This is a genomic window from Ruegeria sp. CG8, assembly GCF_056537165.1.
Genome location: NZ_JBQFRA010000001.1, coordinates 917,999 through 941,968 on the forward strand (window position 1 = coordinate 917,999; position 23,970 = coordinate 941,968).

General features: G+C 61.2%; 21 protein-coding genes. 6 read left to right on the top strand and 15 right to left on the bottom strand.

From position 1 onward, the window contains the following. The gene (locus ACR0EF_RS04480) at positions 1-621 is read right to left on the bottom strand and encodes a MarC family protein (RefSeq protein WP_093961850.1); all 621 of its coding nucleotides are present in this window, start codon (positions 619-621) and stop codon (positions 1-3) included. Beyond that, complete coding sequence (locus tag ACR0EF_RS04485) at positions 618-2,471, bottom strand: ABC-F family ATP-binding cassette domain-containing protein (RefSeq protein WP_170371201.1); 1,854 nt, start codon at positions 2,469-2,471, stop codon at positions 618-620. The genes ACR0EF_RS04480 and ACR0EF_RS04485 overlap by 4 nt, the downstream gene beginning before the upstream one ends. Positions 2,472-2,577: 106 nt before the next feature. On the opposite strand from ACR0EF_RS04485, the gene ACR0EF_RS04490 reads away from it, so the two are divergent. Both ACR0EF_RS04490 and ndk read left to right on the top strand, forming a co-directional pair. Next, positions 2,578-3,780, top strand: coding sequence for a multidrug effflux MFS transporter (locus tag ACR0EF_RS04490; RefSeq protein ID WP_170371200.1), 1,203 nt, complete (start codon positions 2,578-2,580; stop codon positions 3,778-3,780). A gap of 119 nt (positions 3,781-3,899) precedes the next feature. Next, the gene (gene ndk, locus ACR0EF_RS04495; protein WP_027237357.1) at positions 3,900-4,322 is read left to right on the top strand and encodes a nucleoside-diphosphate kinase; all 423 of its coding nucleotides are present in this window, start codon (positions 3,900-3,902) and stop codon (positions 4,320-4,322) included. A gap of 60 nt (positions 4,323-4,382) precedes the next feature. On the opposite strand, the gene ACR0EF_RS04500 is transcribed toward ndk, so the two are convergent. Continuing rightward, the gene (locus ACR0EF_RS04500; RefSeq protein ID WP_093961853.1) at positions 4,383-4,730 is read right to left on the bottom strand and encodes a TfoX/Sxy family protein; all 348 of its coding nucleotides are present in this window, start codon (positions 4,728-4,730) and stop codon (positions 4,383-4,385) included. Positions 4,731-4,872: 142 nt separating this feature from the next. Between ACR0EF_RS04500 and ACR0EF_RS04505 the strand changes: the two genes are divergently transcribed. Next, on the top strand, positions 4,873-6,051 hold the full coding sequence (locus ACR0EF_RS04505; RefSeq protein WP_170371599.1) for a cytochrome P450: 1,179 nt from the start codon (positions 4,873-4,875) through the stop codon (positions 6,049-6,051). Between the two features lie 25 nt (positions 6,052-6,076). Here ACR0EF_RS04505 and ACR0EF_RS04510 read toward each other — a convergent pair whose 3' ends face one another. From ACR0EF_RS04510 to ACR0EF_RS04550, 9 genes are all read right to left on the bottom strand, one after another. Then, positions 6,077-7,447: a sensor histidine kinase gene (locus ACR0EF_RS04510; protein WP_170371199.1), complete on the bottom strand. Its 1,371-nt coding sequence runs from the start codon at positions 7,445-7,447 to the stop codon at positions 6,077-6,079. After that, a complete protein-coding gene (locus ACR0EF_RS04515) occupies positions 7,440-8,120 on the bottom strand; it encodes a response regulator transcription factor (RefSeq protein WP_093961855.1) in 681 nt (226 codons plus the stop codon). The genes ACR0EF_RS04510 and ACR0EF_RS04515 overlap by 8 nt, the downstream gene beginning before the upstream one ends. Positions 8,121-8,285: 165 nt before the next feature. Next, the gene (locus ACR0EF_RS04520; RefSeq protein WP_170371198.1) at positions 8,286-9,722 is read right to left on the bottom strand and encodes a DegQ family serine endoprotease; all 1,437 of its coding nucleotides are present in this window, start codon (positions 9,720-9,722) and stop codon (positions 8,286-8,288) included. A gap of 744 nt (positions 9,723-10,466) precedes the next feature. After that, positions 10,467-11,108, bottom strand: a complete 642-nt coding sequence (locus tag ACR0EF_RS04525) for a nucleotidyltransferase family protein (protein WP_367646388.1) — start codon at positions 11,106-11,108, stop codon at positions 10,467-10,469. Then, positions 11,105-13,522: a GcvT family protein gene (locus ACR0EF_RS04530; protein WP_170371197.1), complete on the bottom strand. Its 2,418-nt coding sequence runs from the start codon at positions 13,520-13,522 to the stop codon at positions 11,105-11,107. The genes ACR0EF_RS04525 and ACR0EF_RS04530 overlap by 4 nt, the downstream gene beginning before the upstream one ends. 94 nt (positions 13,523-13,616) lie before the next feature. Then, positions 13,617-14,924, bottom strand: coding sequence for an HlyC/CorC family transporter (locus tag ACR0EF_RS04535; RefSeq protein ID WP_170371196.1), 1,308 nt, complete (start codon positions 14,922-14,924; stop codon positions 13,617-13,619). A gap of 69 nt (positions 14,925-14,993) precedes the next feature. Then, positions 14,994-15,944, bottom strand: coding sequence for a tyrosine recombinase (locus tag ACR0EF_RS04540; RefSeq protein ID WP_170371195.1), 951 nt, complete (start codon positions 15,942-15,944; stop codon positions 14,994-14,996). Between the two features lie 2 nt (positions 15,945-15,946). After that, positions 15,947-17,473 (bottom strand): hypothetical protein, encoded by a 1,527-nt coding sequence (locus ACR0EF_RS04545; protein WP_170371194.1) that lies wholly within the window; start codon positions 17,471-17,473, stop codon positions 15,947-15,949. Then, entirely contained in the window at positions 17,463-17,612 is a 150-nt protein-coding gene (locus tag ACR0EF_RS04550; RefSeq protein ID WP_170338962.1) for a hypothetical protein, read from the bottom strand. Before ACR0EF_RS04550 ends, ACR0EF_RS04545 begins: the two co-directional genes overlap by 11 nt. A gap of 79 nt (positions 17,613-17,691) precedes the next feature. On the opposite strand from ACR0EF_RS04550, the gene ACR0EF_RS04555 reads away from it, so the two are divergent. Continuing rightward, on the top strand, positions 17,692-18,279 hold the full coding sequence (locus ACR0EF_RS04555; protein ID WP_170371193.1) for a shikimate kinase: 588 nt from the start codon (positions 17,692-17,694) through the stop codon (positions 18,277-18,279). Beyond that, positions 18,280-19,392 (top strand): 3-dehydroquinate synthase, encoded by a 1,113-nt coding sequence (gene aroB, locus ACR0EF_RS04560; RefSeq protein WP_170371192.1) that lies wholly within the window; start codon positions 18,280-18,282, stop codon positions 19,390-19,392. A gap of 9 nt (positions 19,393-19,401) precedes the next feature. Here aroB and ACR0EF_RS04565 read toward each other — a convergent pair whose 3' ends face one another. Both ACR0EF_RS04565 and ssb read right to left on the bottom strand, forming a co-directional pair. Beyond that, entirely contained in the window at positions 19,402-20,472 is a 1,071-nt protein-coding gene (locus ACR0EF_RS04565) for a site-2 protease family protein (RefSeq protein WP_170371191.1), read from the bottom strand. Between the two features lie 18 nt (positions 20,473-20,490). Continuing rightward, positions 20,491-20,964 (bottom strand): single-stranded DNA-binding protein, encoded by a 474-nt coding sequence (gene ssb / locus ACR0EF_RS04570; RefSeq protein WP_170339526.1) that lies wholly within the window; start codon positions 20,962-20,964, stop codon positions 20,491-20,493. Positions 20,965-21,168: 204 nt separating this feature from the next. Here ssb and ACR0EF_RS04575 point away from each other — a divergent pair, with 204 nt between their 5' ends. After that, positions 21,169-21,747, top strand: coding sequence for a lytic transglycosylase domain-containing protein (locus tag ACR0EF_RS04575; protein ID WP_093961864.1), 579 nt, complete (start codon positions 21,169-21,171; stop codon positions 21,745-21,747). Between the two features lie 52 nt (positions 21,748-21,799). On the opposite strand, the gene ACR0EF_RS04580 is transcribed toward ACR0EF_RS04575, so the two are convergent. Continuing rightward, the gene (locus tag ACR0EF_RS04580; RefSeq protein ID WP_170357599.1) at positions 21,800-23,887 is read right to left on the bottom strand and encodes a dipeptide ABC transporter ATP-binding protein; all 2,088 of its coding nucleotides are present in this window, start codon (positions 23,885-23,887) and stop codon (positions 21,800-21,802) included. Between the last annotated feature and the right edge of the window lie 83 nt (positions 23,888-23,970).

The window sequence follows — 23,970 nt, forward strand, 5'->3', positions numbered from 1 at the left end:
TCAGGACGCGAACCCAAAGGCCTTGAGCCCGTCAAGAATGAACTGAACCGACAGCGCGGCCAGCAACATGCCCAGAAGGCGGGTCAGCACGGTCAGGCCGGTCTTGCCCAGAATGCGCGCGATCAGGCCGCTGGACAAGAAGAACAGCAATACAACCGCCATCACGGCAAGCATCACGCCGACAGCGGCAGCGATGCCCTGAATGCCGGGGTGCTCACCGGCCAGAAGGATGATCGTTGCGATCGATCCGGGCCCGGCCACCAGCGGAATGGCCAGCGGAAAGACCGAGGGGTCAGGGTGCTCTTCTTCTTCCGCTCGGTCCTCGCGCCGCTTGTTGCGCCGCTCGAACAGCATGTCGAGCGCGGTCAGAAACAGCAATGCGCCGCCAGCGACCTTGAAAGCCTCCATCGAGATGCCGACAAAGCCGAGAACCGCCTCTCCGAAAGCGGCGAAGGCGATAAGGATGCCCGAAGCGGTCAGGCACGTGCGGTAGGCGACGCGGCGACGGGTGGCCGGGTCCATTCCTTGTGTCAGCGCGACGAAGATCGGTGCGGTGCCAAAGGGATCGATCACAACGAACAGGGTTGTGAACGCGGTTATGAAGAATGCCATTTCGATCATGCGGCGGCCTCTGCGCTTTCCAGCCGCTCGGCGGCGGCGACCCACAGCGCCTCGGCGCGGGACATGGCCTCGACCACCTCGGCGAATTTTCGGTTCCAGGTTTCCAGATCAGCGATCCGGTCATCTTCGTACAAAGCCGGGTCGGACAATTTGGCCGAGAGCTTTTCGTGCATGTCCGTCAATTTCTCCAGCCGTTCCTCGCATTTCCGCAGGTCGGCCCGTAGCGCGAGAATGGTATCGCGAGAGGCGCGTTTGGGTTTGGCGGCCGGTTTTTCCCGGGCCGGTGGTTTGTCGCGCGCCAGCAGCATCTGGCGATAGGCTTCCAGGTCGCCGTCAAAGGGTTTGACCGTGCCGTCCGAGACCAACCACAGCCGATCGGCCACCAGCCCCAGCAGGTGCATGTCGTGGCTGACCAGAACCACAGCACCGGAATAGGCAGTCAGCGCCTCGACCAGGGCCTCGCGGCTTTCGATGTCCAGATGATTGGTCGGCTCGTCGAGGATCAGCATGTGCGGCGCGTCGATCGTCGCGATCAGCAGCGACAGGCGCGCTTTCTGGCCGCCTGAAAGCCGGCCCACCTCGGTTTCGGCCTGATCCGCGCCCAACCCGAAACCGGCCAGACGCGCGCGCAGCTGGGCCGGGGTCTCGGTCGGGCGCAGGCGCCGCAGGTGATCCAGCGGTGTTTCGTCCACATACAGCTCGTCCACTTGATGCTGGGCGAAATACCCGATGCGCAGCTTGCTGCTGCGAGTCATCTTGCCAGCCATCAGGGGCAACCGGTCCGACAGCAGCTTGGACAGTGTCGATTTTCCCTGACCGTTCTTCCCCAACAGCGCGATCCGGTCGTCCTGATCAATGCGCAGGTTCAGCCGGCGCAGCACCTCGGTGTCGCCATAGCCGGTGACGCCGCCCTCAATCTGAATGATCGGCGGCGACAGTTCCTCGGGCTCGGGGAACGAGAAGGCGCGCAAGGCGGCCTCCTGCGGGGTCGAGATCAACTGGATCCGTTCGATCATCTTCAGCCGCGATTGTGCCTGAACGGCCTTGGACGCCTTGTAGCGGAACCGGTCAACGAAGCTTTGCAGATGGGCGATGCGGGCCTTGGCCTTGGCGTTTTCGGCCTCGGCCTGAGCCAGACGTTCGGCGCGGCGTTCGGCGAACTTGTCGTAGGGCACCGCGTAATAGGTCAGCTGGCGGTCTTCCAGATGCAGGATCGAGCCGACCGCCCGGTTCAGCAGGCCCCGGTCGTGGCTGATGACGATGACCGTATGCGGATATTTCGCCAGATAGCTTTCCAGCCACAGCGCGCCTTCAAGGTCCAGATAGTTGGTCGGTTCGTCCAGCAGCAGCAGGTCGGGCTGTGAGAAAAGAACCGCCGCCAGAGCGACCCGCATCCGCCAGCCGCCCGAGAAATCGGAGCAGGGCCGCTGCTGATCGGCATCGTCAAAGCCCAGCCCCTTGAGGATCGTAGCCGCTCGGGCTTCGGCCGACCAGGCGTCGATATCGGCCAGCCGGGTCTGAATCTCGGCAATCCGGTCGGGGTCTGTGGCCTGCTGCGCCTCGGCCATCAGGGCGCTGCGCTCGGTGTCGGCGGCCAGGACCGTGTCGATCAGCGACACGTTTGACGAGGGCACCTCTTGTGACACACCGCCGATCCGCGCGCGTCGGGGCAGGGTGATGCTGCCCGATTCCAGCGCCAGCTCGCCCCGGATCAGGCGGAACAGAGTGGTCTTGCCGGTACCGTTGCGGCCGACCAGACCCACCTTGTGGCCTTCGGGAATGGTGGCGCTGGCGCCCTCGAACAGAGGGCGGCCTTCGACCGAATAGGTGATGTTCTCGATCCGTAGCATGGGCAGCTCTTAGCAGAGCGATACTGGCACCGCCAGACGCAAGCCATGTGCAAACCACATGCGCTGTGCTAGCGCTTTTGCAGATGAACGAAATTCGGATGTTGAGATGCGGGCCGCACAAACTCCACCCTCTTTGGTGACCCTTGTCCTTGCGACCGGTCTGTCCGTGCTGTCGTTGAACATGTTCCTTCCGTCCCTTGCGAACATGGCGGTCGATTTTCGGGCGGATTATGCGCTGGTGAACCTGTCGATCGCAGCCTATCTGGCCGTGTCCGCCGTACTGCAACTGATCCTTGGGCCAATGTCCGACCGGTTCGGGCGCAGGCCGGTTCTTTTGACCTGCATGGCGGTCTTTGTGGCGGCGTCACTTGGCTGTGTTCTGGCGGAGTCGATCTGGACCTTTCTGGGGTTCCGTCTGATGCAGGCCGCCGTGGTCGGGGGCTCGGTGCTGTCTGCCGCGTCGATCCGCGACCAGTTTCCGCCCAACGAGGCCGCAAGCAAGCTGGGATATGTCGCCATGGCAATGGCTTTGGCGCCGATGCTGGGCCCGATGCTGGGTGGCACTTTGGACATGCTGTTCGGGTGGCGGGCCGGGTTCGTGTTTTACACGGTTGTAGGGGCGGCGCTGCTGACGCTGCTCTGGGCGGATATGGGCGAGACCAACCACAACCGGTCCGCCACTTTTGCCGCGCAGATGCGCGAATACCCGCACCTGTTCCGTGCCCGGCGGTTCTGGGGCTACGCGTTGTGCGCGGCATTCTCGATCGGGGGATTCTACAGTTTCATCACCGGAGCGCCCCTGGTGGCCGCCGCCTGGTTCGATCTGAGCCCCGCGACACTGGGCCTGGGGATCGGGATCATCACCGGCGGTTTCATGGTCGGCAATTTCGTGACCGGTCGGATCGCCGCGCGTACTCGGCTGACGACGATGATTCTGGCCGGGCGCATCATCGCCTCGGTCGGGCCGTTCTGCGGGCTGTTGCTGTTTTTAGGGGGGATGGGGTCGGTCTGGGTGTTTTTTGGATCAGCCATATTTGTTGGTTTTGGAAACGGTTTGACGAACGCCAACGCGTCTGCGGGCGTCATGTCGGTTCGACCGCAACTGGCCGGCAGCGCGGCGGGCCTGTCGGGCGCTCTGATCGTCGCGCTCGGTGCGGTCATCACTTCGATCACCGGAGCTGCGGTCAGCCCCGAAAACGGCCCGTATCTGGTGCTGTCGATGATGGCAGGCAGCAGCTTTCTGGGCCTTTTGGCCGTTCTGTATGTCCGTTGGGTGGATGCACGGGACCCGCTTCCCGACGCAATCTGACGCCCAAAGGCGCGATCGCGCCATCATTCCACTTTTCACGGGCGAAATACCGTGTTAGGCGGCGCGCGATGAATTTCGCGCGGCCCAGCCCGCGCCGTCAGACCAAGGAGAGGCCCGATATGGCACTGGAACGCACTTTTTCGATCATCAAGCCCGATGCAACCCGCCGCAACCTGACCGGCAAGATCAACGCCAAGTTCGAGGAAGCCGGCCTGCGCATCGTCGCGCAGAAGCGCATCCACATGACCAAGGAACAGGCCGGCAAATTCTACGAAGTTCATGCCGAGCGTCCGTTCTATGACGAACTGTGCGAGTTCATGTCGTCGGCACCGGTTGTCGTTCAGGTTCTAGAAGGCGAAAACGCCATCGCCAAGAACCGTGAAGTCATGGGCGCAACCAACCCCGCCGATGCAGCACCGGGCACCATCCGCGCCGAGTTCGCCGAGTCGGTCGGTGAGAACTCGGTTCACGGCTCGGACGCGCCGGAAACCGCAGCGGTTGAGATCGCATATTTCTTCTCGGGCATCGAACTGGTCGGCTAAGCCGCACCACGATACCTGTCGAGATTGCCGCGTCCGATTTCGGGCGCGGTTTTTTGTTGGTCAGACGGATTTCAGATCGTCAGGGCCGACCCGTACACCGATGGCATCCAGATCCGCGATGATCCGGGACGCCGGAGCCCGGTTCGTTGACGATTTCAAAGCATCGAACCTTGCGCGCAGGGCTTTCTTTTCTTCGCCCTTGCAATCGTTCCAGGGGCGGCCTTGCAAGCCCATGACCAACACGTAATAGCCGATGAAATGGGGCCGGGTTCCGGCCTGTATCAGCCGGGCATAAGCCGCATCGGCACCAAGCTCGCGCAACTCTTCGGCCGAGTGGATGCCCGCACGGGCACAGGCCTGTTCGAAAGCAGGCCCAAGATTGCGGATGGAAGACACAGGTTCGGGCATGTTTCTTTCTTAGCCTTGCCGGGGCGTGCTGTCACTGCCCGCCGGAACGTTGTACGACGAATTCCGTTGCGCTAGGCATTGAGCGGCGGGTCGGTGCAGAAGGGGGAAGGAATTGACAAGCGACATTAGCAATCTGGACCTGATGAACCCGCCTGAGGGCTTCATCGACAATCCCTTCCCGTTTTATGATGCGCTGCTGTCTTCGGCGCCGGTTCTGGCGCAGCCCGATGGCTCGGTTCTATTGTCGCGGCACGCTGATCTGGACCGGATCTATCGGGACACGACCTTGTACTCGTCCGACAAAAAGGCCGTGTTCGGACCAAAGTTCGGTCCGGGATCACCATTGTTCGAGCATCACACCACCTCGCTTGTGTTCTCGGATCCACCCTTGCACACGCGGGTTCGCAAAATCATGACTTCGGCCCTGACCCCGCGCGCCATCGCCCGCATGGAGCCCGGTTTGATCCAGACCGTCGATCGTTTGCTGGATCGCCTGGACGACAAGCGACAAGTGGATCTGATCGAAGACTATGCCGCCACCATCCCGATCCAGATCATCGGAAACCTTCTGGACGTACCGGTGGACGAGCGCGAACCGCTGCGCGACTGGTCCCTGGCCATTCTTGGGGCGCTCGAACCGGCATTGAGCGCCAAGCTACTCGAGGACGGCCATGCGGCCGTTCGGGACTTCAAGGAGTATCTGACCGATCTGGTGGCCCGGCGCAGGGCCGCGCCCGGCGACCCCGAAACCGACGTCCTGACCCGGTTGATCCGCGGTGAAGGGGCCGACGAAAAGTTGAGTGAAATCGAGTTGCTTCAGAATTGCATCTTCATTCTGAATGCCGGTCATGAAACCACGACGAACCTGATCGGAAACGGGTTGGCCCTGCTGCATGACCACCCGGAGCAGCGTCAGCGGCTTATGGATGATCCAAGCCTGATCAATTCGGCGGTCGAAGAGGTTTTGCGGTTCCGTTCACCCAACCAGTTCGGCAACCGGGAAACGACGGCTGACGTCGTGATTGACGGGCGTTCGATTGCCAAGGGCACCAACCTTCATCTGTGTATCGGCGCTGCAAACAGGGATCCGGCCGTGTTCCCAGACCCGGGCCGGTTCGACATTTCGCGCAAACCGAACCGTCACCTCGCCTTTGCCGGCGGGCCGCACGTCTGCGCAGGCCTTACACTTGCGCGCCTTGAAGGGCGGGTTGCCCTGTCGCGGTTCGTGACACGGTTCCCAGATTTCCAACTGTCCGATGAACGTGTCAGAGGTGGACGTATGCGGTTCCGCGGATACGCTTCCTTGCCTGCGTCCCTTTGATCGGCAAAAAACGTGAGGCGCTAACCTAAGGTTTTTGCGCCAGCTTCAGAACTGCCTTCAGCCCGGGATCCGCATTCTGGGCACTGAAGTCCCCGCCATGCATGCGGGTGATGGCCGCCACCAGAGCCAGTCCGAGGCCTGAGTTTCTGTCCGACCGCGCGGGATCGAGTGTGACGAAAGGCAGTTGAAGCTGCGACAGCATCTCGGCCGGCACGCCCGGGCCGCGGTCGCGGACACTCAGCAGGGCAAACGGGCCGTCTTCGCGTAGTTCGATGGAAATTGCAGTTCCTTGAGGGGCATAGCGCATGGCGTTTTCCAGAAGGTTCGACAGGGCCTGCGACAGCAAAGGGCGGTGCCCCATGATCGGAGCTGCCCGACCCGTGACCTCGAGGCGCACATCCTTGTCGGCCGCGACCGGTTCGTACAACTCCACGGCATCGTTGACCAAGCGCTCAAGATCCACAGGTTCAAACTGCTCCCGCCCCAGCCCGGCCTCGGCGCGTGAGATCTCGGTCAGTTGCCCGAGAACCCGCAACACGTGATCGATTTCGGCCGTTGCCCGGGCGATGTCGACTTCGCGATCCAAGTCGCTTTTGCCCGGCTCGGCCAAGGCGACCACCCGCTGCTTCAACCGGGACAGAGGTGACCGCAGATCATGCGCGATCGAGTTCGACGTGGTGCGCAAGTTGCTGACCAACTCTTCGATCCGGTCCAGCATGTTGTTCAATGTGCCTGCCATCTGGTCGAATTCGTCGCCGGTCCCACGCTGTGGCATTCGTTGGGACAGGTCGCCGGACACGATGGTTTCTGCGGTGTCGGCGATATCCTTCAGCCGCGAAAACACCAGACGGGTCAAAAGCCAACCGGTCAGAATGCTCAGCGCAAGAGCCGCGCCCAGGGCCAGCGCCACCGAATGAAACAGCACCCGGTCGAACTGCTGACGGGCGAGGGCGTCGCGGCCCACCAGCAGCCGTTCGCCGCCGGGCAGCAGGATCGACGCGGCGGAGATCGGGACCAGCTGATCCGTCTCGGTTCTGCGCAGTTCCAGATCCACCCACCCACTGCCAGCGGCGATGCCTTCGGGCCATCGCTTGAGGTTGCCGGCCAAGGTTTTCCCCGAGCGGTCAGCCAACAGATAAAGCGCATCACGCTCGGACGCGGTCGGAAGCCGGCGTTCGATGGCCACCATCAGGCCGACCAGCCCCAGGCGTTCGTACTCGTCCGCCAGCCCGGTCAGTTCGGCGGACACGACAGATCGGGTTTCGCCTTCGATCGTCCGGTTGGCGGTGATATAGACCAGCAACAATACGGCCGCGGTCAGCAATGTGCTGAGCACCATGCTGGCCAGCACCAACCGTGTCCTGGAGTCCTTGAACGACAAGGGCGACTTAACCATCAGAAACCATGTAACCGGCCCCGCGCACGGTTTCGATCAGTGGTGGTTCACCACCTTCATCCAATTGCCGACGCAGTTTGGAGATGTGAACGTCGACGACGTTTGTATTCGGGTCGAAATGATAGTCCCAGACACCTTCGAGAAGCATCGTCCTCGACACCACCCGGTTTTTCCGGCGAAGGAAGAATTCCAGAATCTGGAACTCTCTGGGCGTCAGGGTGATCTCGCGACCGTTGCGCGTGACCTTTCGGGTCAACAGATCCATTTCAAGGTCGCGGCACTTGAGAGTCGGGGTTTCCTCGGATTCCTGAGGTCGGCGCAACAGGGCTTCGATCCGGGCATGAAGTTCCTGAAATGAGAAGGGTTTGACCAGATAGTCGTCGGCACCCGCATGCAGCCCTTTCACCCGCTCGTCCACGGCGCTCATGGCTGTCAGCATCAGAACCGGCGTCTTGACCCCGGCGGCGCGCATTGACTTGATCAGGGCCAGACCATCCAGCCCGGGCAGCATCCTGTCCAGAACGACCGCGTCAAATCCGCCGTCGGTCGCGTGGTACAAACCTTCGCGGCCATCCTCGGCGCATTCGACGACATAACCTTCCTCGCCAAATCCCTTGGCGATGAAGTCCCGCGTGTCTTCATCATCCTCAACGATCAACAGACGTCTGCTCATGGTCGGATTTCCTTTCACTCAGGATATAATCACGTATGGACAGGTAAAAAAACTGCCGGGTGCGAAATCCGCACCCGGCAATCCCGACAGCACGTGGACAAATCGTGTCCGCCAGGAGATGCGCGCACCGGATATCCCCATCATGCGGTGCGCGCGGGACGCAGGTCAGGCGATCTCGACGGCGACGAAGATCTGATTGCCGCCGCGGTTGATCAGCATCAGCGCCGGATCGGTTTTCTGATCTTCGAGCGCGGATTTGAGCGCTTCGGGTGTTTCCACATCCTGGTTGCCCAGCTTCACGATCACGTCGCCCTGCCGCAGACCGGCCTTGGCCGCCGGGCTGTCCGGCTTGAGCGAAGTGACGACCACGCCGTGCACGTTCTCGGGAACTCCGATCTGCGCACGAGTCGCTTCGGACAGCGGTGCTACGGTGACACCCAGCGTCTTGCCCGCCACCGCGTCATCGGTCGGTTCCGCGTTTGCCGCCATCTGGGCCGAATGCTGCCCGAGCGTGACGTTCAGGGTTTCTTCCTTGCCATTGCGCAGGACGGTGACCTTGCTGTCGGTTCCGACGGCTGTGGTGCCAACAAGGACCGGCAGTTCACTGCTCGAGTCGACCTGTTCGCCATTGAAGGCGATGATTACGTCGCCCTGTTGCAGCACGCCCTGAGCGGGGCTGTCCGGCAGAACCTCGGACACCAGTGCGCCGACAGTGCCATCGACACCCATCGCTGCGGCCAGCTCGGGGCTGATGTTCTGGATCGAGACACCCAGCCAGCCACGGCTGACCTGGCCATCGTCACGCAGGTCCGCAGCGATGTGCTCGACGATGTTCGAAGTCACGGCAAAGCCCAGTCCGACCGAACCGCCACTGGGCGAATAGATTGCCGAGTTCACCCCGACGACTTCACCGTCCATGTTGAACAGGGGACCGCCCGAGTTGCCTTTGTTGATGGCCGCATCGGTCTGAATGAATTCAGCGTAGGGGCCTTCCGAGATATTGCGTCCCTTGGCGGAAACGATGCCGGTCGTGACGGTCGAGCTCAGGCCGAAGGGGTTGCCGATGGCGACCACGTCTTCGCCCACGCGGATGTCGTCGCTATCCCCCAGCGGGACCGGCTGAAGCGCCTCATCCGCCTCGATCTTGAGCAGCGCGATATCGGTCAGGGGATCGGTCCCCACGACTTCAGCCTCGTACGAGCGATCATCGCTCAGGCGCACGGTGATCTTGCTGGCTTTGTCGACGACGTGGTGGTTGGTGATGATATAACCATCTTCATCCAGTACGAACCCGGACCCCAAGCCCTGACTGGGGCCACGGCGCGGGGCGTCAAAGCCTTCGGGAATCCCGAAACGTTTGAAGAACTCACCAAAAGGCTGGCCTTCGAAGTCAAACTCCTGGCCGCTCGCTGGCGACGGGGCCGCGTCGATCGAAGCAATGACGGTTACCACGGACGGTGAAACGGTCTCGACCAGATCCGCCAGGGCTTCGTCGGCCTGCGACGGAATAGCGGTCGCGGCCAGCAACGCCGCGCTCAGCGCGGTGGCGCCAAACAGCCCTGAGGTACGAGGGAGAATAAGGGGGGATTTGCGGATGCTCATGTTGACTAGGTCTCCTTGGTTCGGCGCTTGTTGATGTGCGCTTTGCAGGGAACATGAGCCGTCAGTCTTTGCGTTTTCTGACTGATCAATTAATAAATCTTAATTTTGCCACATTGCAGGCGTCTGGTAGCGCTCGCAATCCCGGGAATCGGCCGTGGGAGTTGCCGGTCGAATCGGTGGATTGTTGCCGAAATGAGGGTCAAACTCGTAAAAGCATTGAATTGAATCAAATTTGTTAACAGTCCAGCGGCGGTTTTTGACCGAATTTTCACGGACACTCACAGGTTGCGCCACCGCCCTTTCAGAAGGCGGTATTTGTCTAATAGGTCTTTGCAAAAATGTCATTTTGATCGTTTAGCGCTAAAAATTTCTTGTCGTGGGTCAGCAATGGCAAAGCGAGCGAACAACCTTGGGTAGATTTCCGTGACGCGCGTTGTTGCGGAAATACCATCACGAATCCGGCAAAATTAACCGATTCAACCAATTTTACGTTGTTTGCACTGAACTTATCGGTGACGATGAACGTGCCCAAGTGAAAGGGGGGCCTGACAGCATCAAGGGGGTGCTTGAAGGCAGATCTCAGTCACCGGAAGCGCTGAGCGGCATGTTAACGAGGGGGTCTTGTTTCGGTTCGGCAGCACATTGGTCTGATGTCTTGACGACATCCGGGCCGCGTTTTCGGGATTGGTGAAAGTGGTAGTCCTGTTTTGGGCAACCGGCCCGGTCGTTCTCGACCGGGCCGCGTTACTTTTGGGATCTTTTCTTTTTACGCCATTCGGCCCACGCTTGGGGCGTATCCAGATCCAGAATAGCGTTCTGACCCGGCAAAGGCTGTAGGTGCACCTGGTCCAGATGCGCGCGTACGATGGCTTGTGCGCCGCCATCTCCGGTCAAATGCGCCAGATCAGCAAAGAGACTTCGGTCGAAGATCACAGGATGCCCTGGTACGCCGTCCGAGGACGCTCCGCGCCAGATCAGCTTGTCAGGATGTTCGGTGACCGACCGGAGGACCGCGCGCAGGTCGTCTGATGTCAGCTCTGGAAGATCGGCCAGCAGGATCATCGCTGCCCGGGCTGATACCGGCAGCTGCGCGACGGCCCTGCGCAAACTGGCATTCATGCCTTCATCCGCATCGGGAACTGAAACGACCTCCAAGTCCATCCCGCTCAGGGCGGTGTATCGCGGGTGAGGCGCCGGCGGCAGGGCGACGATGACCGGCCCGACAGCTCGTGCGTTTTCGGCCGAGCGCCGGATCAGTGGTTGACCGTCGACAATTTGCATCAGTTTGTCCACTCCGCCCATACGGCGAGAGCTACCGGCGGCCAGCAAGATGACAGGGATATCCTCCATGCCGGCCACCTTGCCGCCAACCGGAACGGCTGTCACCCCCGCATACGCGCACCGTCAGGGTCAAATAGTGGACTGGTCAGTACGCGCGCCTTGCGCATCTGGCCCAGGATTTCAATTTCGACCGCCAAGCCGTCGGCCGCCAGTCCCGTTGGCAGGAAGCCCATGGCAACTGATTTCTGTGCGAAATGCGAGTACCCGCCGGATGTACAAAACCCAACCACTGCGCCGTCATGCCAGATGGGTTCGTAGGCGTTCACATCTGCGTCCTCGGCCTCGACCTCAAAGGCCACAAGCTTGCGGGCCGGTCCTTCAGCCCGCTCGGCCTCGGCGACAGCGCGCCCGATGAAATCGACGTTCTTGGAGAACGAGATGAAGCGGTCCAGCCCGGTTTCCGCGGCCGTGTAGTCGGGCGAGAACTCGCGCATCCACGAGCCGAAGAACTTGTCGAGCCGCAGGCTCATCATCGCGCGCATCCCGAAGGGGGTGATACCGTGCGGCTGGCCGGCCTGCCACAGGGTCCACCAGAGCTGGCGTTGTGCCATCGGATCGCAGTAGATCTCGAACCCCAGATCGCCGGTATAGCTGACCCGCTGCACGACGCAGTCGGTCATGCCGACGACCATTCGGCGTACGTCCATGAAGCGCATGTCGCTGATATCGGCGCGGGTGCAGGCGGCCAGAACCTCGCGGGCCTTAGGGCCTGAAATCTGGAAGCCGTTGCGTTTGTCGCTGATATTCTCGACGGTTACGCCGTCTTCCTGATGCTGCCGGAACCAGCGCATGTGGAAGCTTTGTGCGCCGTAGGAGGCGGTGAGTTGGAACTCTTCCTCACCCAGGCACGACACGGTGAAATCCCCGATCAGCTTGCCCTTGGGTGACAGCATGGGCGTCAGCGACAGGCGGCCCGGAGCGGGGATGCGGCCCGCCATGATCCGATCCAGCCAGTCGCGGGCGCGGGGACCGGTGACCAGGTATTTGCCGAAATTGTGCACCTCGTTGATGCCGACGCCCTCACGCACGGCCCGCACCTCGCGGCCCGTTGCCCCGAAGGCGTCCGAGCGGCGGAAGGAGGGGGTTTCATAGCCGGGCTCGCCATCCTGCGCGAAGTAATTGGCGACCTCGAGCCCGTATTGCTGGCCCCAAACCGCGCCCAGATCGCTGAAGATGTCATACATCGGCGTGGTGCGGTTGGGGCGGGCAGCGGGTAGTTCCTCGTTCGGGTAGGAGACCGAGAAACGCTTCTGATAGTTCTCGATCACCTTGGGGCGGGTATAGCCGGGGGTGATCCAGTCGCCGAACCGGGCCACGTCCATGGCAAAGACGTCGCGTTCGGGCTCGCCCTCGATCATCCATTGCGCCAGCGTCAGGCCGACGCCGCCCCCCTGGCTGAACCCGGCCATCACGCCGCAGGCCGACCAGTAGTTGCGCACGCCCGGCACCGGCCCGACCAGCGGGTTGCCGTCGGGGGCAAAGGTGAACGGGCCGTGGATCACCGATTTCACCCCGGCCTCGGCCAGAACCGGGAAGCGGCGATAGGCGAATTCGATCGAGTCGGTGATCTTGTCGAAATCGTCGGGCAGCAGCTCGTGCCCGAACTCCCACGGCGTGCCGTCCACGGCCCAGGGTTTGCAGGGTTGTTCGTAGAAGCCGATGCAGAGACCGCGGCCTTCCTGCCTCAGATAACTTTCGCCGGCCGGGTCCATGACGTGCGGATGCTCGCTGCCCGCGTCGATGATCGCCTCGATTTCGGGGATGGTGTCGGTGACGAGGTATTGGTGCTCCATCGGGTGCAGCGGGAAGTAGATGCCCGCCATCGCGCCAACTTCGCGTGCCCAGAGGCCGCCAGCGTTGACGATATGCTCGGCGTGGATGGTGCCCTTGTCCGTCACAACGTCCCACGTGCCGTCGGGGCGCTGGTTGGTCTCGCGCACCATGCAGTGGGTCTCGATCGTGGCCCCGCCCATCCGTGCGGCCTTGGCATAGGCGTGGGTCGTGCCCGAGGGATCAAGGTGCCCGTCCAGCGGATCATAGAGCGCGCCGATGATGCCGTCGGTGTTGGTGATGGGGGCGATCTTCTTGATCTCGTCGGGGCCCACGATTTCGGTTTCCAGCCCCATGAAGCGATGCTTGGCGCGTTCGGCCAGCAGCATGTCGAACCGGTCCTGGTTGTCGGCCAGCGTGATGCCGCCCACATGGTGCAGCCCGCAGGACATGCCGGTGATCTCTTCCAGCTCTTTGTACAGCCGGATGGTATAGCCCTGCAGCGCCGCCATGTTGGTGTCGCCGTTCAGCGTATGAAACCCGCCCGCCGCGTGCCACGTCGATCCGCTGGTCAGTTCCGACCGTTCCAGCAGCATCACATCCGACCAGCCCAGCTTAGTCAGGTGATACAGCACCGAACACCCGACAACTCCACCGCCGATTACGGCAACCTGACACGTCGATTTCATCCGCACCTCCTTGCGTCTGGCCTGAAGGTGCAGGGGCGCCGCGCCGGTATCTGTCACGAAAACGACCGAGTTTGTCGTTTCCACCCGCCGTCCGTCAGAGCGGCCGCACCTTCAACCAGGTGATCCGGTTGCCCTCGCGCTCGACGACCTCGAACCGGAATCCGTGGAACGAGAACACCTGACCGACTGTCGGGATCATCTGCGCCTCGTGGATGACCAGCCCGGCAATTGTGTTGGCCTCGTCATCGGGCAAGGACCAGTCCATCGCACGGTTCAGGTCGCGGATCGTCATCGAGCCTTCGACTAGATACTGACCATCTTCGGTTCGCGTAACCGTCACATCTTCGTCCACGTCGAATTCGTCGGCAATCTCGCCGACGATTTCTTCGAGGATGTCCTCGAGCGTGATCAACCCGCGCAGCGAGCCGTATTCATCTACCACCAGCGCAAAATGGCTGTGCATGCGCAGGAATTCCCGCATCTGGTCGTCCAGCGTGGTGGTCTCCGGTACGAAATAGGGGTCATTTGCTACCTTGAGGATGTCAAATGACTTCAGTCTTTCCGCCCCGCCATCGCTACCGCCCGCCTTTGCGTACATGGCACGGAACAGATCCTTGGCGTGCACGACGCCCACTATGTTTTCGGGCTGGCCACGGAACACCGGCAGGCGCGTGTGACGGCTTTCGAGGCATTGTTTCAAAATCGCTTCGGGGTCGGCATCGGCGTCGATCATCTCGATATTCGAGCGATGCAGCATGATTTCCTCGACCGTGCGGTCGCCAAGGTCAAGCGCGCCCAGGATGCGGTCGCGGTCCTCTTTTTCGACGACCCCCTCGGAATGGCCCAGTTGCAGAGCGCCGGCGATCTCCTCGCGTACGGCAAGGATGTTGCTGTCGGGGTCGATCTGAACCCCGAACAGGCGCAGTACACCGCGCACCAGCAGGCGAACGGCAGCCACCACCGGCGAAAACACCGTAACGACAACACCGATCACCGGGGCGACCGCCGCGGCGGCCTTTTCGGCATTGGTAATCGCGTAGGTCTTAGGCAAAACTTCGGCGAAGACCAGAACAAGCAGGGTCATGACCAAGGTGGCCAGTGCCACGCCGCTTTCTCCGAAAAGTCGGGTGAACAACGCCGTGGCCAGCGAGGCTGCAAGGATGTTGACCAGGTTGTTGCCCAGCAGAACCGAGCCGATCAGACGTTCGTTGTCATCAGTGATCTCCAGCGCCTTTTGCGCGCCGCGCGAACCTTTGTCGGCTTGCGCCCGCAGTTTGCCCCGCGAAGACGCCGTCAGCGCTGTTTCAGACCCCGAGAAGAAGCCGGAGAGTACCAGCAGAAGCAGAATTGAGGCCGTAGTCAGCCAGAAGGCGCCATCGAGAAGAGAAGGGTCAGAGTCCATCGGTCCGTTTCAGGTATTGTTGATGCAATGGTTATGGGGTCGCAGATGCGCGCGATCAAGGGTTTGGCCCTAGTCTCGACCTTCATCCTTGGCAAGCGGGTGATGCTGCAACACCAGTTCCGAAAGGCGCTCGTCCAGGACATGAGTATAGATTTCGGTCGTCGCGACGTCGGCGTGCCCAAGCAGGGTCTGGATCGAACGCAAGTCGGCACCATTGGCCAAAAGATGCGTCGCAAAGGCATGGCGCAGCGTGTGTGGCGTGACTTTGTCAGGAGATACACCACCTTGCACGGCCAGTTCCTTTATCAGTGCAAAGAACCGGTGTCGGGTCAGGTGCCCTGATTTTCCGCGCGAAGGAAACAGGAACCGGGACCGCTGGCCTCCGTTGGCGACGGCTGCATCTTCGGCTTCGTCCCGGATCGTCAGCCATGCCGCCAAAGCATCGCGCGCAGGCGGTGACAAGGGCACCATGCGCTCTTTTCCGCCTTTGCCGAGAACCAGCAGCATGCGTGGGTCGCCCCGGGCGGATGAAACCGGCAGGGAAACAAGTTCGGTCACACGCATCCCGGTCGCATACAGAATTTCCATCAGGCAGGTGTTGCGCACCTTGTCTGCCGTACTGCGCCCTGTTTGCCTGGCGGCCTCAAGCAGGCGGTCGACTTCTGCCACGTCCAGCGTCTTGGGTAGCCTTTTCTGGCGTCCCGGGCCTTTGATCTGGATGGCCGGATTGGTCGAACGCCAGCCTTCTTCAAACGCGAAACGGTACAATTGCTTGATGGCAGAGAGGCGGCGGGCGCGGGTCGCGCGCGAAAGGCCTTGTGCGTCACAGTCAATCAGGTAGGCCTCGATCATATCCTGGTCGGCGGCTTCGAACTCGGCATTTCGCCGACCGAGCCACGCGGCAAAGTCCTTCAAGTCCCGCCCATAGGCCAGCAAAGTGTTGGTTGCCGCCCCAAGTTCTGCGGCCTGCGCCTCGAGAAACGCGGAAATCCACAAGTCTTGTGTCGCCGGAGCGGACACTGTCAGGCCCCCTTCAAAACGAGCAACTGCAAGGCGGCGCGGCGCGCCGTGTCTTCCAGGCCGACATGTCGGAACACCGCGATGGCCGCAGTCAAGTCAACCAGATTGCCGCGCGCGCCATGCGCGAACATCTGCATGGCCTCAAGAATTGCCTCACCCAGACGGTTTGCTTCCAACATCGCGCGGATATCGGACGGGATCGGTGCCGACCATGCAAACCCTTCGGCAATGGCGTCAGCCATCGATGAGGGCGAGTTCGAACGCTCGGGTTGGCCCGATGCCAAAGCAGCCAGAAAGGCATTGGCCTCGGGTCCGTCGGGGACAGATCGTGCGGCATCCTCGTACAACTCGGACAACAGCAGGATGCGCCAGCGCAGATTCTCGGTGGTCGGGTCGGGCAACTTGATCGGCATCAGGCGCTCGGCGAACAGTTCGGCAAAGGGCACTTCGAGCCCGACCAAACCCATTTCTGCCCAGACTTTCGGCAGGGTCTTGGATATTGCCTCGGGGCTTCCGGTCTCCAGCGCCGTTTCGAAACGCTGAACAGCCGAGACGCGATCCCAGACCGCGCCCGAAGCCGCAGGCGCGCGCTCGGTAAAAAGGCCCAGCAGATGGTTCGGCGTAAGCGCGCCGATGCGGGTCAGACGCTCGGCCGCTTCGATCTGGGCCTTCCAACCGGCAACATCGCGCAGGTCGGCATTGGCAAAGGCTCGCGGCAACGAGGCGGTCGGAAGTCGCTCGCCGATCGCTTCGAACAGGCGAAACGTCAGCGGGTCAGGGTCTTCGGGCTGCGGCAAATAGGCGGCGCCTTCGAACATCTCTGGGCTTAGGAAGCGATCCAGCAGATCGAGTTGCTCGGGCGGCAGTAATTCGAGCGCATGCGCCGCTTCGAGTGTCAGTGCGGCCGAAGCCCAGTCACCTCTGCGAGCCTTGCAGAAGACCTGCGCGGAATAATCCCGCGACAAATGCGGTTGCGCGATCAGCGCAGTGCAGCTGCGGTCTTCGTCGCCGGTCAATAGAGTTGCGTCAAACCATCGTTTGAACCGCTCAGGCGTATCGGTGGGGCCGGCTAGCTGCACCAAGGATTGCGTCGGATCGGCGGCACCCAGCTGCATCAGGCGATCCAGCCGCGCCAGAAGGAGCTCGTCTGGCTCATTGGAATTCGCCGGCGCGCGGGCCTCGGTCAGCAAAAGTGTGAACAACAGCCGCTGCATGGCTGGGTTCGATTTGACCGGCACGCGCGCGATAAGTTCGGCCAGCCGGGCCGGATCGCTGGGCAGCCACAGATCAACCGGCAGCCCGGTCGCGGACCCATCCACCAATCCCAACGGCGGCGACAGCGCCTCGAGAGGAGAAACCTGAATGTCGGGTTGCAGGCCCGTATCGGTAACCGGCGGCTCAAGCAATACGGTCCCCGGCAACAGGTCAGGGGCTGTCTCCAGCCAGTCGATCGCGGATAGCGGCTGTTCGGTTTGTGCGGCGGCTTGGCCGGTCAGTGCAAGCGCCAGCACGACGGCCCTAGTTGACATCCAGAATTACCGGTTCGCTGATTTCGCTTTGCGGGGCCGAGAAGTCGGCGCCGAAGAACGGACCAAGATACGCATAGGCCACCAAGCCTATGAAAAGCAGGCAAATTAGGTACAACAGGAATTTGATCAGACGGCCCATGGCTCAACGCTGCCTCAATTTTCGATTTTGGCCAAGTTATAACTGGCATTTTTCCCAAGATCACGTCATTCACAGGGAAATGAGCGAAATTAAGCATAACGTGGCGCCGACCGGACAACGGCAGGTCTATGACCTGCACAAAACGGTGGTTTTGGTCGGCATGATGGGCGCTGGCAAGACGGCCGTGGGGCGCGCTCTGGCCGCGCGCCTTGGTGTTCCTTTCCTCGACAGTGACAGCGAGATCGAATCGGCTGCCAACATGACCATCCCCGAGATCTTTGAACGGTACGGCGAGCCGTTCTTTCGCGCCAAAGAAAGCCAGGTCATCGGCCGTCTGCTGGACGAGAAAAAGGGTATCTTGTCGACCGGTGGCGGCGCTTTTCTGAGCGAAGAAAACCGGACGATGATTTCGGACCGTGGGGTTTCCGTATGGCTGTGCGCCGACCTGGAAGTATTGTGGAACCGGGTGCGCCACAAAGACACGCGACCCTTGCTGCGCACGCCGGATCCGTATGCAACGCTGCGTGACCTGTACGAGGCCCGCGTGCCGTTGTACGCACAGGCTGATCTGGTGGTGAATTCGGACGGCGACACCGCCATCGAAGATATGGTTGACCGGGTTCTGGAAAAGCTGATGACGCGCCCGGATGTTTTGGAAGTCAAATAGATGCATCAGACAGTTAACGTTGATCTGGCCGAGCGGTCCTATGACGTGGAAATCGGGCCGGACCTGTTGGCTCAGGCCGGTGCGCGGATCAGACCTATGCTGCACCGTCCGCGTGTCGCGGTTCTGACCGATGAAACCGTGGCCGGTTTGCATCTGGATGCTTTGCGCAGCGGCCTGGCGTCCGCCGGGGTGGAAATGACCGCATTGGCTCTGCCCGCAGGTGAGGCGACCAAAAGCTGGCCGCATTTCGAGCGCGCCGTCGAATGGCTGCTGGCCGAAAAGATCGAACGGCGCGATGTCGTCGTAGCCTTCGGCGGTGGAGTGATCGGCGATCTGGGCGGCTTTGCTGCGGCGGTGCTGCGTCGCGGTGTGCGCTTTGTGCAGATCCCAACCTCGCTTTTGGCGCAGGTCGACAGTTCCGTGGGGGGCAAAACCGGTATCAATGCTCCGCAAGGCAAAAACCTGATCGGTGCGTTTCATCAACCGTCGTTGGTTCTGGCTGATACCTCAGTGCTTGGCACGCTGACGGCGCGTGATTTTCTGGCGGGATACGGTGAAGTCGTAAAATACGGCCTTCTGGGGGATGCCGATTTCTTCGAATGGTTGGAGCGCAACGGCCCCGCGCTGTCGGCCGGGGACATGGCGACCCGGGTTCAGGCCGTCACCCGTTCGGTTCAGATGAAGGCCGACATCGTGGCCCGCGACGAGACCGAGCAAGGCGACCGGGCGCTGTTGAACCTCGGGCATACGTTCTGCCACGCGCTTGAGGCGGCGACGGGCTATTCCGACCGGCTGCTGCATGGCGAGGGTGTTGCAATCGGCTGTGCCCTGGCGTTCGAGCTGTCGGCCCGCATCGGGCTGTGTTCCCAGGAAGACCCGAGCCGCGTCCGCGCGCACCTGAAGGCGATGGGCATGAAGACCGATCTGTCTGACATTCCCGGAGATCTGCCGGGCGCCGAAGATCTGGTCGACCTTATGGCTCAGGACAAGAAGGTCGTTGACGGCCAGCTGCGCTTTATCCTGGCGCGTGGGATCGGGCAGGCCTTCGTCACGTCGGACGTGCCACGCGATGCCGTTCTGTCCGTGCTGCAGGATGCCTTGGCAACGTGCTGATAAGCGGAGTCAGCGTCCCCGTATCACCATCAATTCGCCAATGTTTTCGCGGGTGATGTATCCGACCATCTGACCGGTCTTGGTGCAGACCGCCACGGCCGGTGCGCCACCATGGAGACCATCCAGAACGGCTTCGAGCCCACTGGTCAGGGCCACCCGGGGGATTTGCTCTTCCATGACCGAGGTCGCGGGTTCCGACCGGGGGTGATCGCCGGCTAGCGCGGCAAACAGCCGATTGCGGGTCACGAAGCCCAACAGCTGCCCGTCTGCGCCCAAAACCGGAAACTCATGCTGCGTTGTCTGGATCACGGCCTGGGCCGCCGTTGCCAAGGTGTCTTGGGGGGTCAGTGCGTGGAATTCGGTAATCATCGCGTCGCGAGCCAGCACGCGGCGCGCCACCGAGCGCATTGCTACATCCTGACTTTCTGCATTTGCTGCGATGAAGACGAAAACCGCGATCAGAACCAGGATCGGGTTACCGGTGCTGAGCCCCAGAAACCCGAACCCGACGGCCACGGCCTGGCCAGCAAAGGCGGCGGCCCGTGTGGCCCTGACCCTGTCCATCTTCAGGCAGAGCAGGGCGCGGAACACGCGGCCGCCGTCCATCGGAAACGCGGGGATAAGGTTGAACACCGCGAGGAACAGATTGACGTAGGCCAGCCGGCTCAGCAGGTCGACGCGGGTCGAGTCGATTTGCGCCAGCGTTTCAACCTGCATTCCCGCACCCAGAAGGACAAGTATGCCCCAGATGACGACGTTGACCGCTGGACCAGCCAATGCAACGGCAACTTCTTGCATCGGCTTTTCCGGCATCCTCTCCAGGCGGGCCAAGCCTCCGATGGGCAGCAGAGTGATGTCAGGAGTGCGAATGCCATACCTGCGGGCCATCAGCGCATGACCGAACTCATGGGCAACCACGCAGGCAAACAACGCCAGAACAAACACGATGTTGTCGATGGCTGCTGGCCACCCACCGTCAGAGTAGGCGGCAAAGCCGACCCAGGCCAGCAGCAGGAAGAAGGTGACATGGACCCTCAGTTCCGATCCGAGCAATCGGCCGACGGCGAAGGACCATGTCATGACGTGCCTCGCTGGAGCTTAGAACGGGATTTCGTCGTCGTCGATGCCGCCTGATGCCGGTGCCGGTGCGCTGGACTGTGCGGCGTAGGGCTCGGAGTATCCGCCGCTGTCCTGGCCGCCACCGTATCCGCCGCCCTCGTTGCGACTGTCCAACAGGGTCAGTTCACCGCGGTAAGGGCGCAGAACGACTTCGGTGGAATAGCGATCCTGACCGGACTGATCCTGCCACTTGCGCGTTTCCAGTTGGCCTTCGATGTAGACCTTTGACCCTTTGCGCAAATACTGCTCGGCGATGCGGACGAGCGGTTCGGAAAAAATAGCGACTGTGTGCCACTCGGTCCGTTCGCGGCGTTCACCGGTATTTCGGTCCTTCCAGTTCTCCGAGGTCGCGATCCGTAGGTTGCAGACCTTGCCACCGTTCTGAAACGACCGCACTTCGGGATCACGCCCGAGATTGCCGACCAGAATGACTTTGTTGACTGAACCTGCCATGGATTTCCCCGTTTTTTGACTAGTTTGATGGCGCCCGAATCTGACGCTGAGTTCACCTGAAACCCTATACGTCCTGCGCCCGGGTTGGAACACGGTTGATGCCCGGAGTGCCACCCGGAAAATCAGTGTTTCCTTAACCAAGCTTTCATTTCTGCCTGAAATACCTATAATCCGAATGATTGCTGAACGAGCGGGATTGCTTGAATGCGTTGTCTGTTAAGTGGTTTTTCAATTGCATGCCTCGTTCTGGCGTCGACGCCGCTGAGCGCAGATGTCCTGTCGACCAAGAATCGCAAAGATATCTTTTTGAAGCAGGCCAAGATATTGGACACGCGGGCCGCCAGCCAGTATCGCGACTCTGAACGGCTGAAACCGAAGACGCCGGACGGCAGTTTCAAAAAGCGCTATTCCGGCAAGTACCGTGGTGAATACCTTGCCATGGCGCGCCAGGCAGCGCGCAAGCACAATGTCCCGGAAGAACTGTTCCTGCGTCTGGTTCAACAGGAAAGCGGTTGGAACCCTCACGCCAAGTCGCACAAGGGCGCTTTGGGCCTCGCGCAACTGATGCCGCAAACCGCCAGGCTGCTGAACGTGAACCCGCATGACCCGAAGCAAAACCTTGAAGGCGGTGCGCGGTATCTTTCGTGGCAATACCGCAAATTCAAGTCCTGGCGCCTCGCGCTGGCAGCCTATAACGCTGGCCCGCAAGCGGTAGAAAAGCATGGGGGCGTGCCGCCCTATGCCGAGACGCAGAATTACGTCAAAGTCATCTGGGGCGGCTGATATTCAAGTCGCAAGAAAAAAACCGGCCCACGGCCGGTTTTTCTTTGGGCGATCACTCAGCTGCTATTTTGATAACCGGCTCCATCTTGGCCAGTGTTTCGGTGGACAGATGACACTTGATTTGGTGTCCGTCAGCCAGCGTCTGGACCGGCGGAACCTCTTTTTCGCACAATCCGCCCGCAACCTCGGACTTCCACCGGCACCGGGTTTGGAACGGACATCCGGGCGGCGGGTTCATCGCCGAAGGAATATCGCCTTCAAGGACGATGTGTTTCTTTTCGACCGAGGTATCGGCGATTGGAACCGCGCTCAGCAGCGCCTCGGTATAGGGGTGATAGGGCGGCGAGAAGACTTGATCGGTCGTGCCCAGTTCGACCACGTGGCCCAGATACATCACCATGACGCGGTCGCTGAGGTAGCGCACGATCGACAGGTCGTGGCTGATGAACAGCAGTGTCGTCTTGTGTTCGCGCTGGATCTCCATCAACAGATCGGTCACGGCTGCCTGCACCGACACATCCAATGCCGAGACCGGCTCGTCCGCGACGACGATCCGGGCGTCCCCGGCAAAGGCACGGGCTATCCCGACGCGCTGTTTCTGGCCGCCTGACAGTTGGCGCGGCATACGGTCAGCAAACGCGCGCGGCAGCTTCACCAGGTCCAGCAGCTCGAGCATCCGTTGCTTGCGTTCGGCCTCCGAGTTTCCGACGCCGAAGATTTCCAGCGCGCGGATGATCTGACGTCCGACCGTCATCGACGGATTCAGCGTATCGAACGGATTTTGAAAGACCATCTGAACTTCGCCGACGGTCTTGGCATCCCGTTCTTCGATCGGCAGATGCTCGATATTGCGGTTGTCCAGCAGGATCTGCCCGTCGGTCGCCGTCTCCAATCCCATGAGGACCTTGGCAAACGTGGATTTGCCGCAGCCGGACTCGCCAACGATCGCCAGCGTTTCCGATTCATGTGCGTCGAAGCTGAGGGTTTCGTTGGCCTTGACCACTTTCTTTTCGCCCCCACCGAACAGAGCGTTTGCGGCCACCTCATAGTATTTCTTGAGGTTGTCCATTTTCAGAACGGTCTTGCCGATCGGCGCTTTTTCTTTTTGCTCGGCAACCGTGATGGGTGCGTTCCAGTCGATTTCCTGGAACTTCAAGCAGCGCGTATGGTGGCGGTCATTGCCGGGGACCGGGAACATCTGAATGTCCTGCGCGTCACAACGCCCTTCCTCGAAATAGTCGCATCGCGGGCCGAAATTGCAGCCGGGTGGGCGTTCGTGCGGCAACGGGAAGTTGCCGGGGATTGCAACCAGCGGGCGTGAATTCTTGTCCGCGCCGGGCAGGGGGATCGAGCGAAACAGCGCCTGGGTGTAGGGGTGCTGCATCTCGTCAAAGACATCGTGGATCGAGCCCCGTTCAACCGCCTCGCCGGAATACATCACGCACAAGCGGTCACAGGTCTCTAGAACCAGGCCCAGATTGTGCGAAATGAACAGCATCGAGGTGCCGTATTTCTTGCCCAGATCCTTGACCAGTTCCACCACGGCGGCCTCGACCGTCACGTCCAGCGCGGTTGTCGGTTCGTCCAGGATCAGAAGCGACGGCTTGGACATCAGGGCCATCGCGATCACGATGCGCTGCTGCTGGCCACCGGACAGCTGATGCGGAAAGCTGTTCAGCATCCGCTCGGGGTCCGGCAGGCGCACATCCGTCACCACTTCCAGAGCACGGGCATAGGCCTCTTCTTTGCTGACCCCTTCGTGGATCATCGGCACTTCCATCAGCTGTTTGCCGATCTTCATCGCCGGGTTCAAAGAAGCCATCGGCTCTTGATAGATCATCGCGATCTCATTGCCGCGAATATCCCGAAGTTCTTCCTTGCTCATCTCGCTAAGGTCACGGCCCTTGAATTTGATCGAGCCGCCAACGATCCGACCATTCTTGCCAAGGTCCTGCATGACACCCAAGGCGACCGTCGACTTACCGCAGCCGGATTCACCGACCAGCCCGACAGCCTCGCCGGGCTGCACACTGACCGAAAAATCCATCACGGCCGGTATTTCCCGCAAGCGGGTAAAGAACGAAATCGAGAGCTTGTCGATTTCGAGGATCGGCCCGTCATAATCCGCCAGTTTGTTCATCTTGCTTGCTCCTCGCCAGCAATCGGGGGATCCCCTTCATCTGGCTAAAAATATCCTGGTGGGGGCCGGGGGCAGTCCCCCGG

Excerpts from the sequence above, each read along its gene's own strand:
- ACR0EF_RS04480 (WP_093961850.1), bottom strand. The coding sequence starts at position 621 with ATGATCGAAATGGCATTCTTCATAACCGCGTTCACAACCCTGTTCGTT.
- ACR0EF_RS04485 (WP_170371201.1), bottom strand. The coding sequence starts at position 2,471 with ATGCTACGGATCGAGAACATCACCTATTCGGTCGAAGGCCGCCCTCTG.
- ACR0EF_RS04490 (WP_170371200.1), top strand. The coding sequence starts at position 2,578 with ATGCGGGCCGCACAAACTCCACCCTCTTTGGTGACCCTTGTCCTTGCG.
- ndk (WP_027237357.1), top strand. The coding sequence starts at position 3,900 with ATGGCACTGGAACGCACTTTTTCGATCATCAAGCCCGATGCAACCCGC.
- ACR0EF_RS04500 (WP_093961853.1), bottom strand. The coding sequence starts at position 4,730 with ATGCCCGAACCTGTGTCTTCCATCCGCAATCTTGGGCCTGCTTTCGAA.
- ACR0EF_RS04505 (WP_170371599.1), top strand. The coding sequence starts at position 4,873 with ATGAACCCGCCTGAGGGCTTCATCGACAATCCCTTCCCGTTTTATGAT.
- ACR0EF_RS04510 (WP_170371199.1), bottom strand. The coding sequence starts at position 7,447 with ATGGTTAAGTCGCCCTTGTCGTTCAAGGACTCCAGGACACGGTTGGTG.
- ACR0EF_RS04515 (WP_093961855.1), bottom strand. The coding sequence starts at position 8,120 with ATGAGCAGACGTCTGTTGATCGTTGAGGATGATGAAGACACGCGGGAC.
- ACR0EF_RS04520 (WP_170371198.1), bottom strand. The coding sequence starts at position 9,722 with ATGAGCATCCGCAAATCCCCCCTTATTCTCCCTCGTACCTCAGGGCTG.
- ACR0EF_RS04530 (WP_170371197.1), bottom strand. The coding sequence starts at position 13,522 with ATGAAATCGACGTGTCAGGTTGCCGTAATCGGCGGTGGAGTTGTCGGG.
- ACR0EF_RS04535 (WP_170371196.1), bottom strand. The coding sequence starts at position 14,924 with ATGGACTCTGACCCTTCTCTTCTCGATGGCGCCTTCTGGCTGACTACG.
- ACR0EF_RS04545 (WP_170371194.1), bottom strand. The coding sequence starts at position 17,473 with ATGTCAACTAGGGCCGTCGTGCTGGCGCTTGCACTGACCGGCCAAGCC.
- ACR0EF_RS04550 (WP_170338962.1), bottom strand. The coding sequence starts at position 17,612 with ATGGGCCGTCTGATCAAATTCCTGTTGTACCTAATTTGCCTGCTTTTC.
- ACR0EF_RS04555 (WP_170371193.1), top strand. The coding sequence starts at position 17,692 with ATGAGCGAAATTAAGCATAACGTGGCGCCGACCGGACAACGGCAGGTC.
- aroB (WP_170371192.1), top strand. The coding sequence starts at position 18,280 with ATGCATCAGACAGTTAACGTTGATCTGGCCGAGCGGTCCTATGACGTG.
- ACR0EF_RS04565 (WP_170371191.1), bottom strand. The coding sequence starts at position 20,472 with ATGACATGGTCCTTCGCCGTCGGCCGATTGCTCGGATCGGAACTGAGG.
- ssb (WP_170339526.1), bottom strand. The coding sequence starts at position 20,964 with ATGGCAGGTTCAGTCAACAAAGTCATTCTGGTCGGCAATCTCGGGCGT.
- ACR0EF_RS04575 (WP_093961864.1), top strand. The coding sequence starts at position 21,169 with ATGCGTTGTCTGTTAAGTGGTTTTTCAATTGCATGCCTCGTTCTGGCG.
- ACR0EF_RS04580 (WP_170357599.1), bottom strand. The coding sequence starts at position 23,887 with ATGAACAAACTGGCGGATTATGACGGGCCGATCCTCGAAATCGACAAG.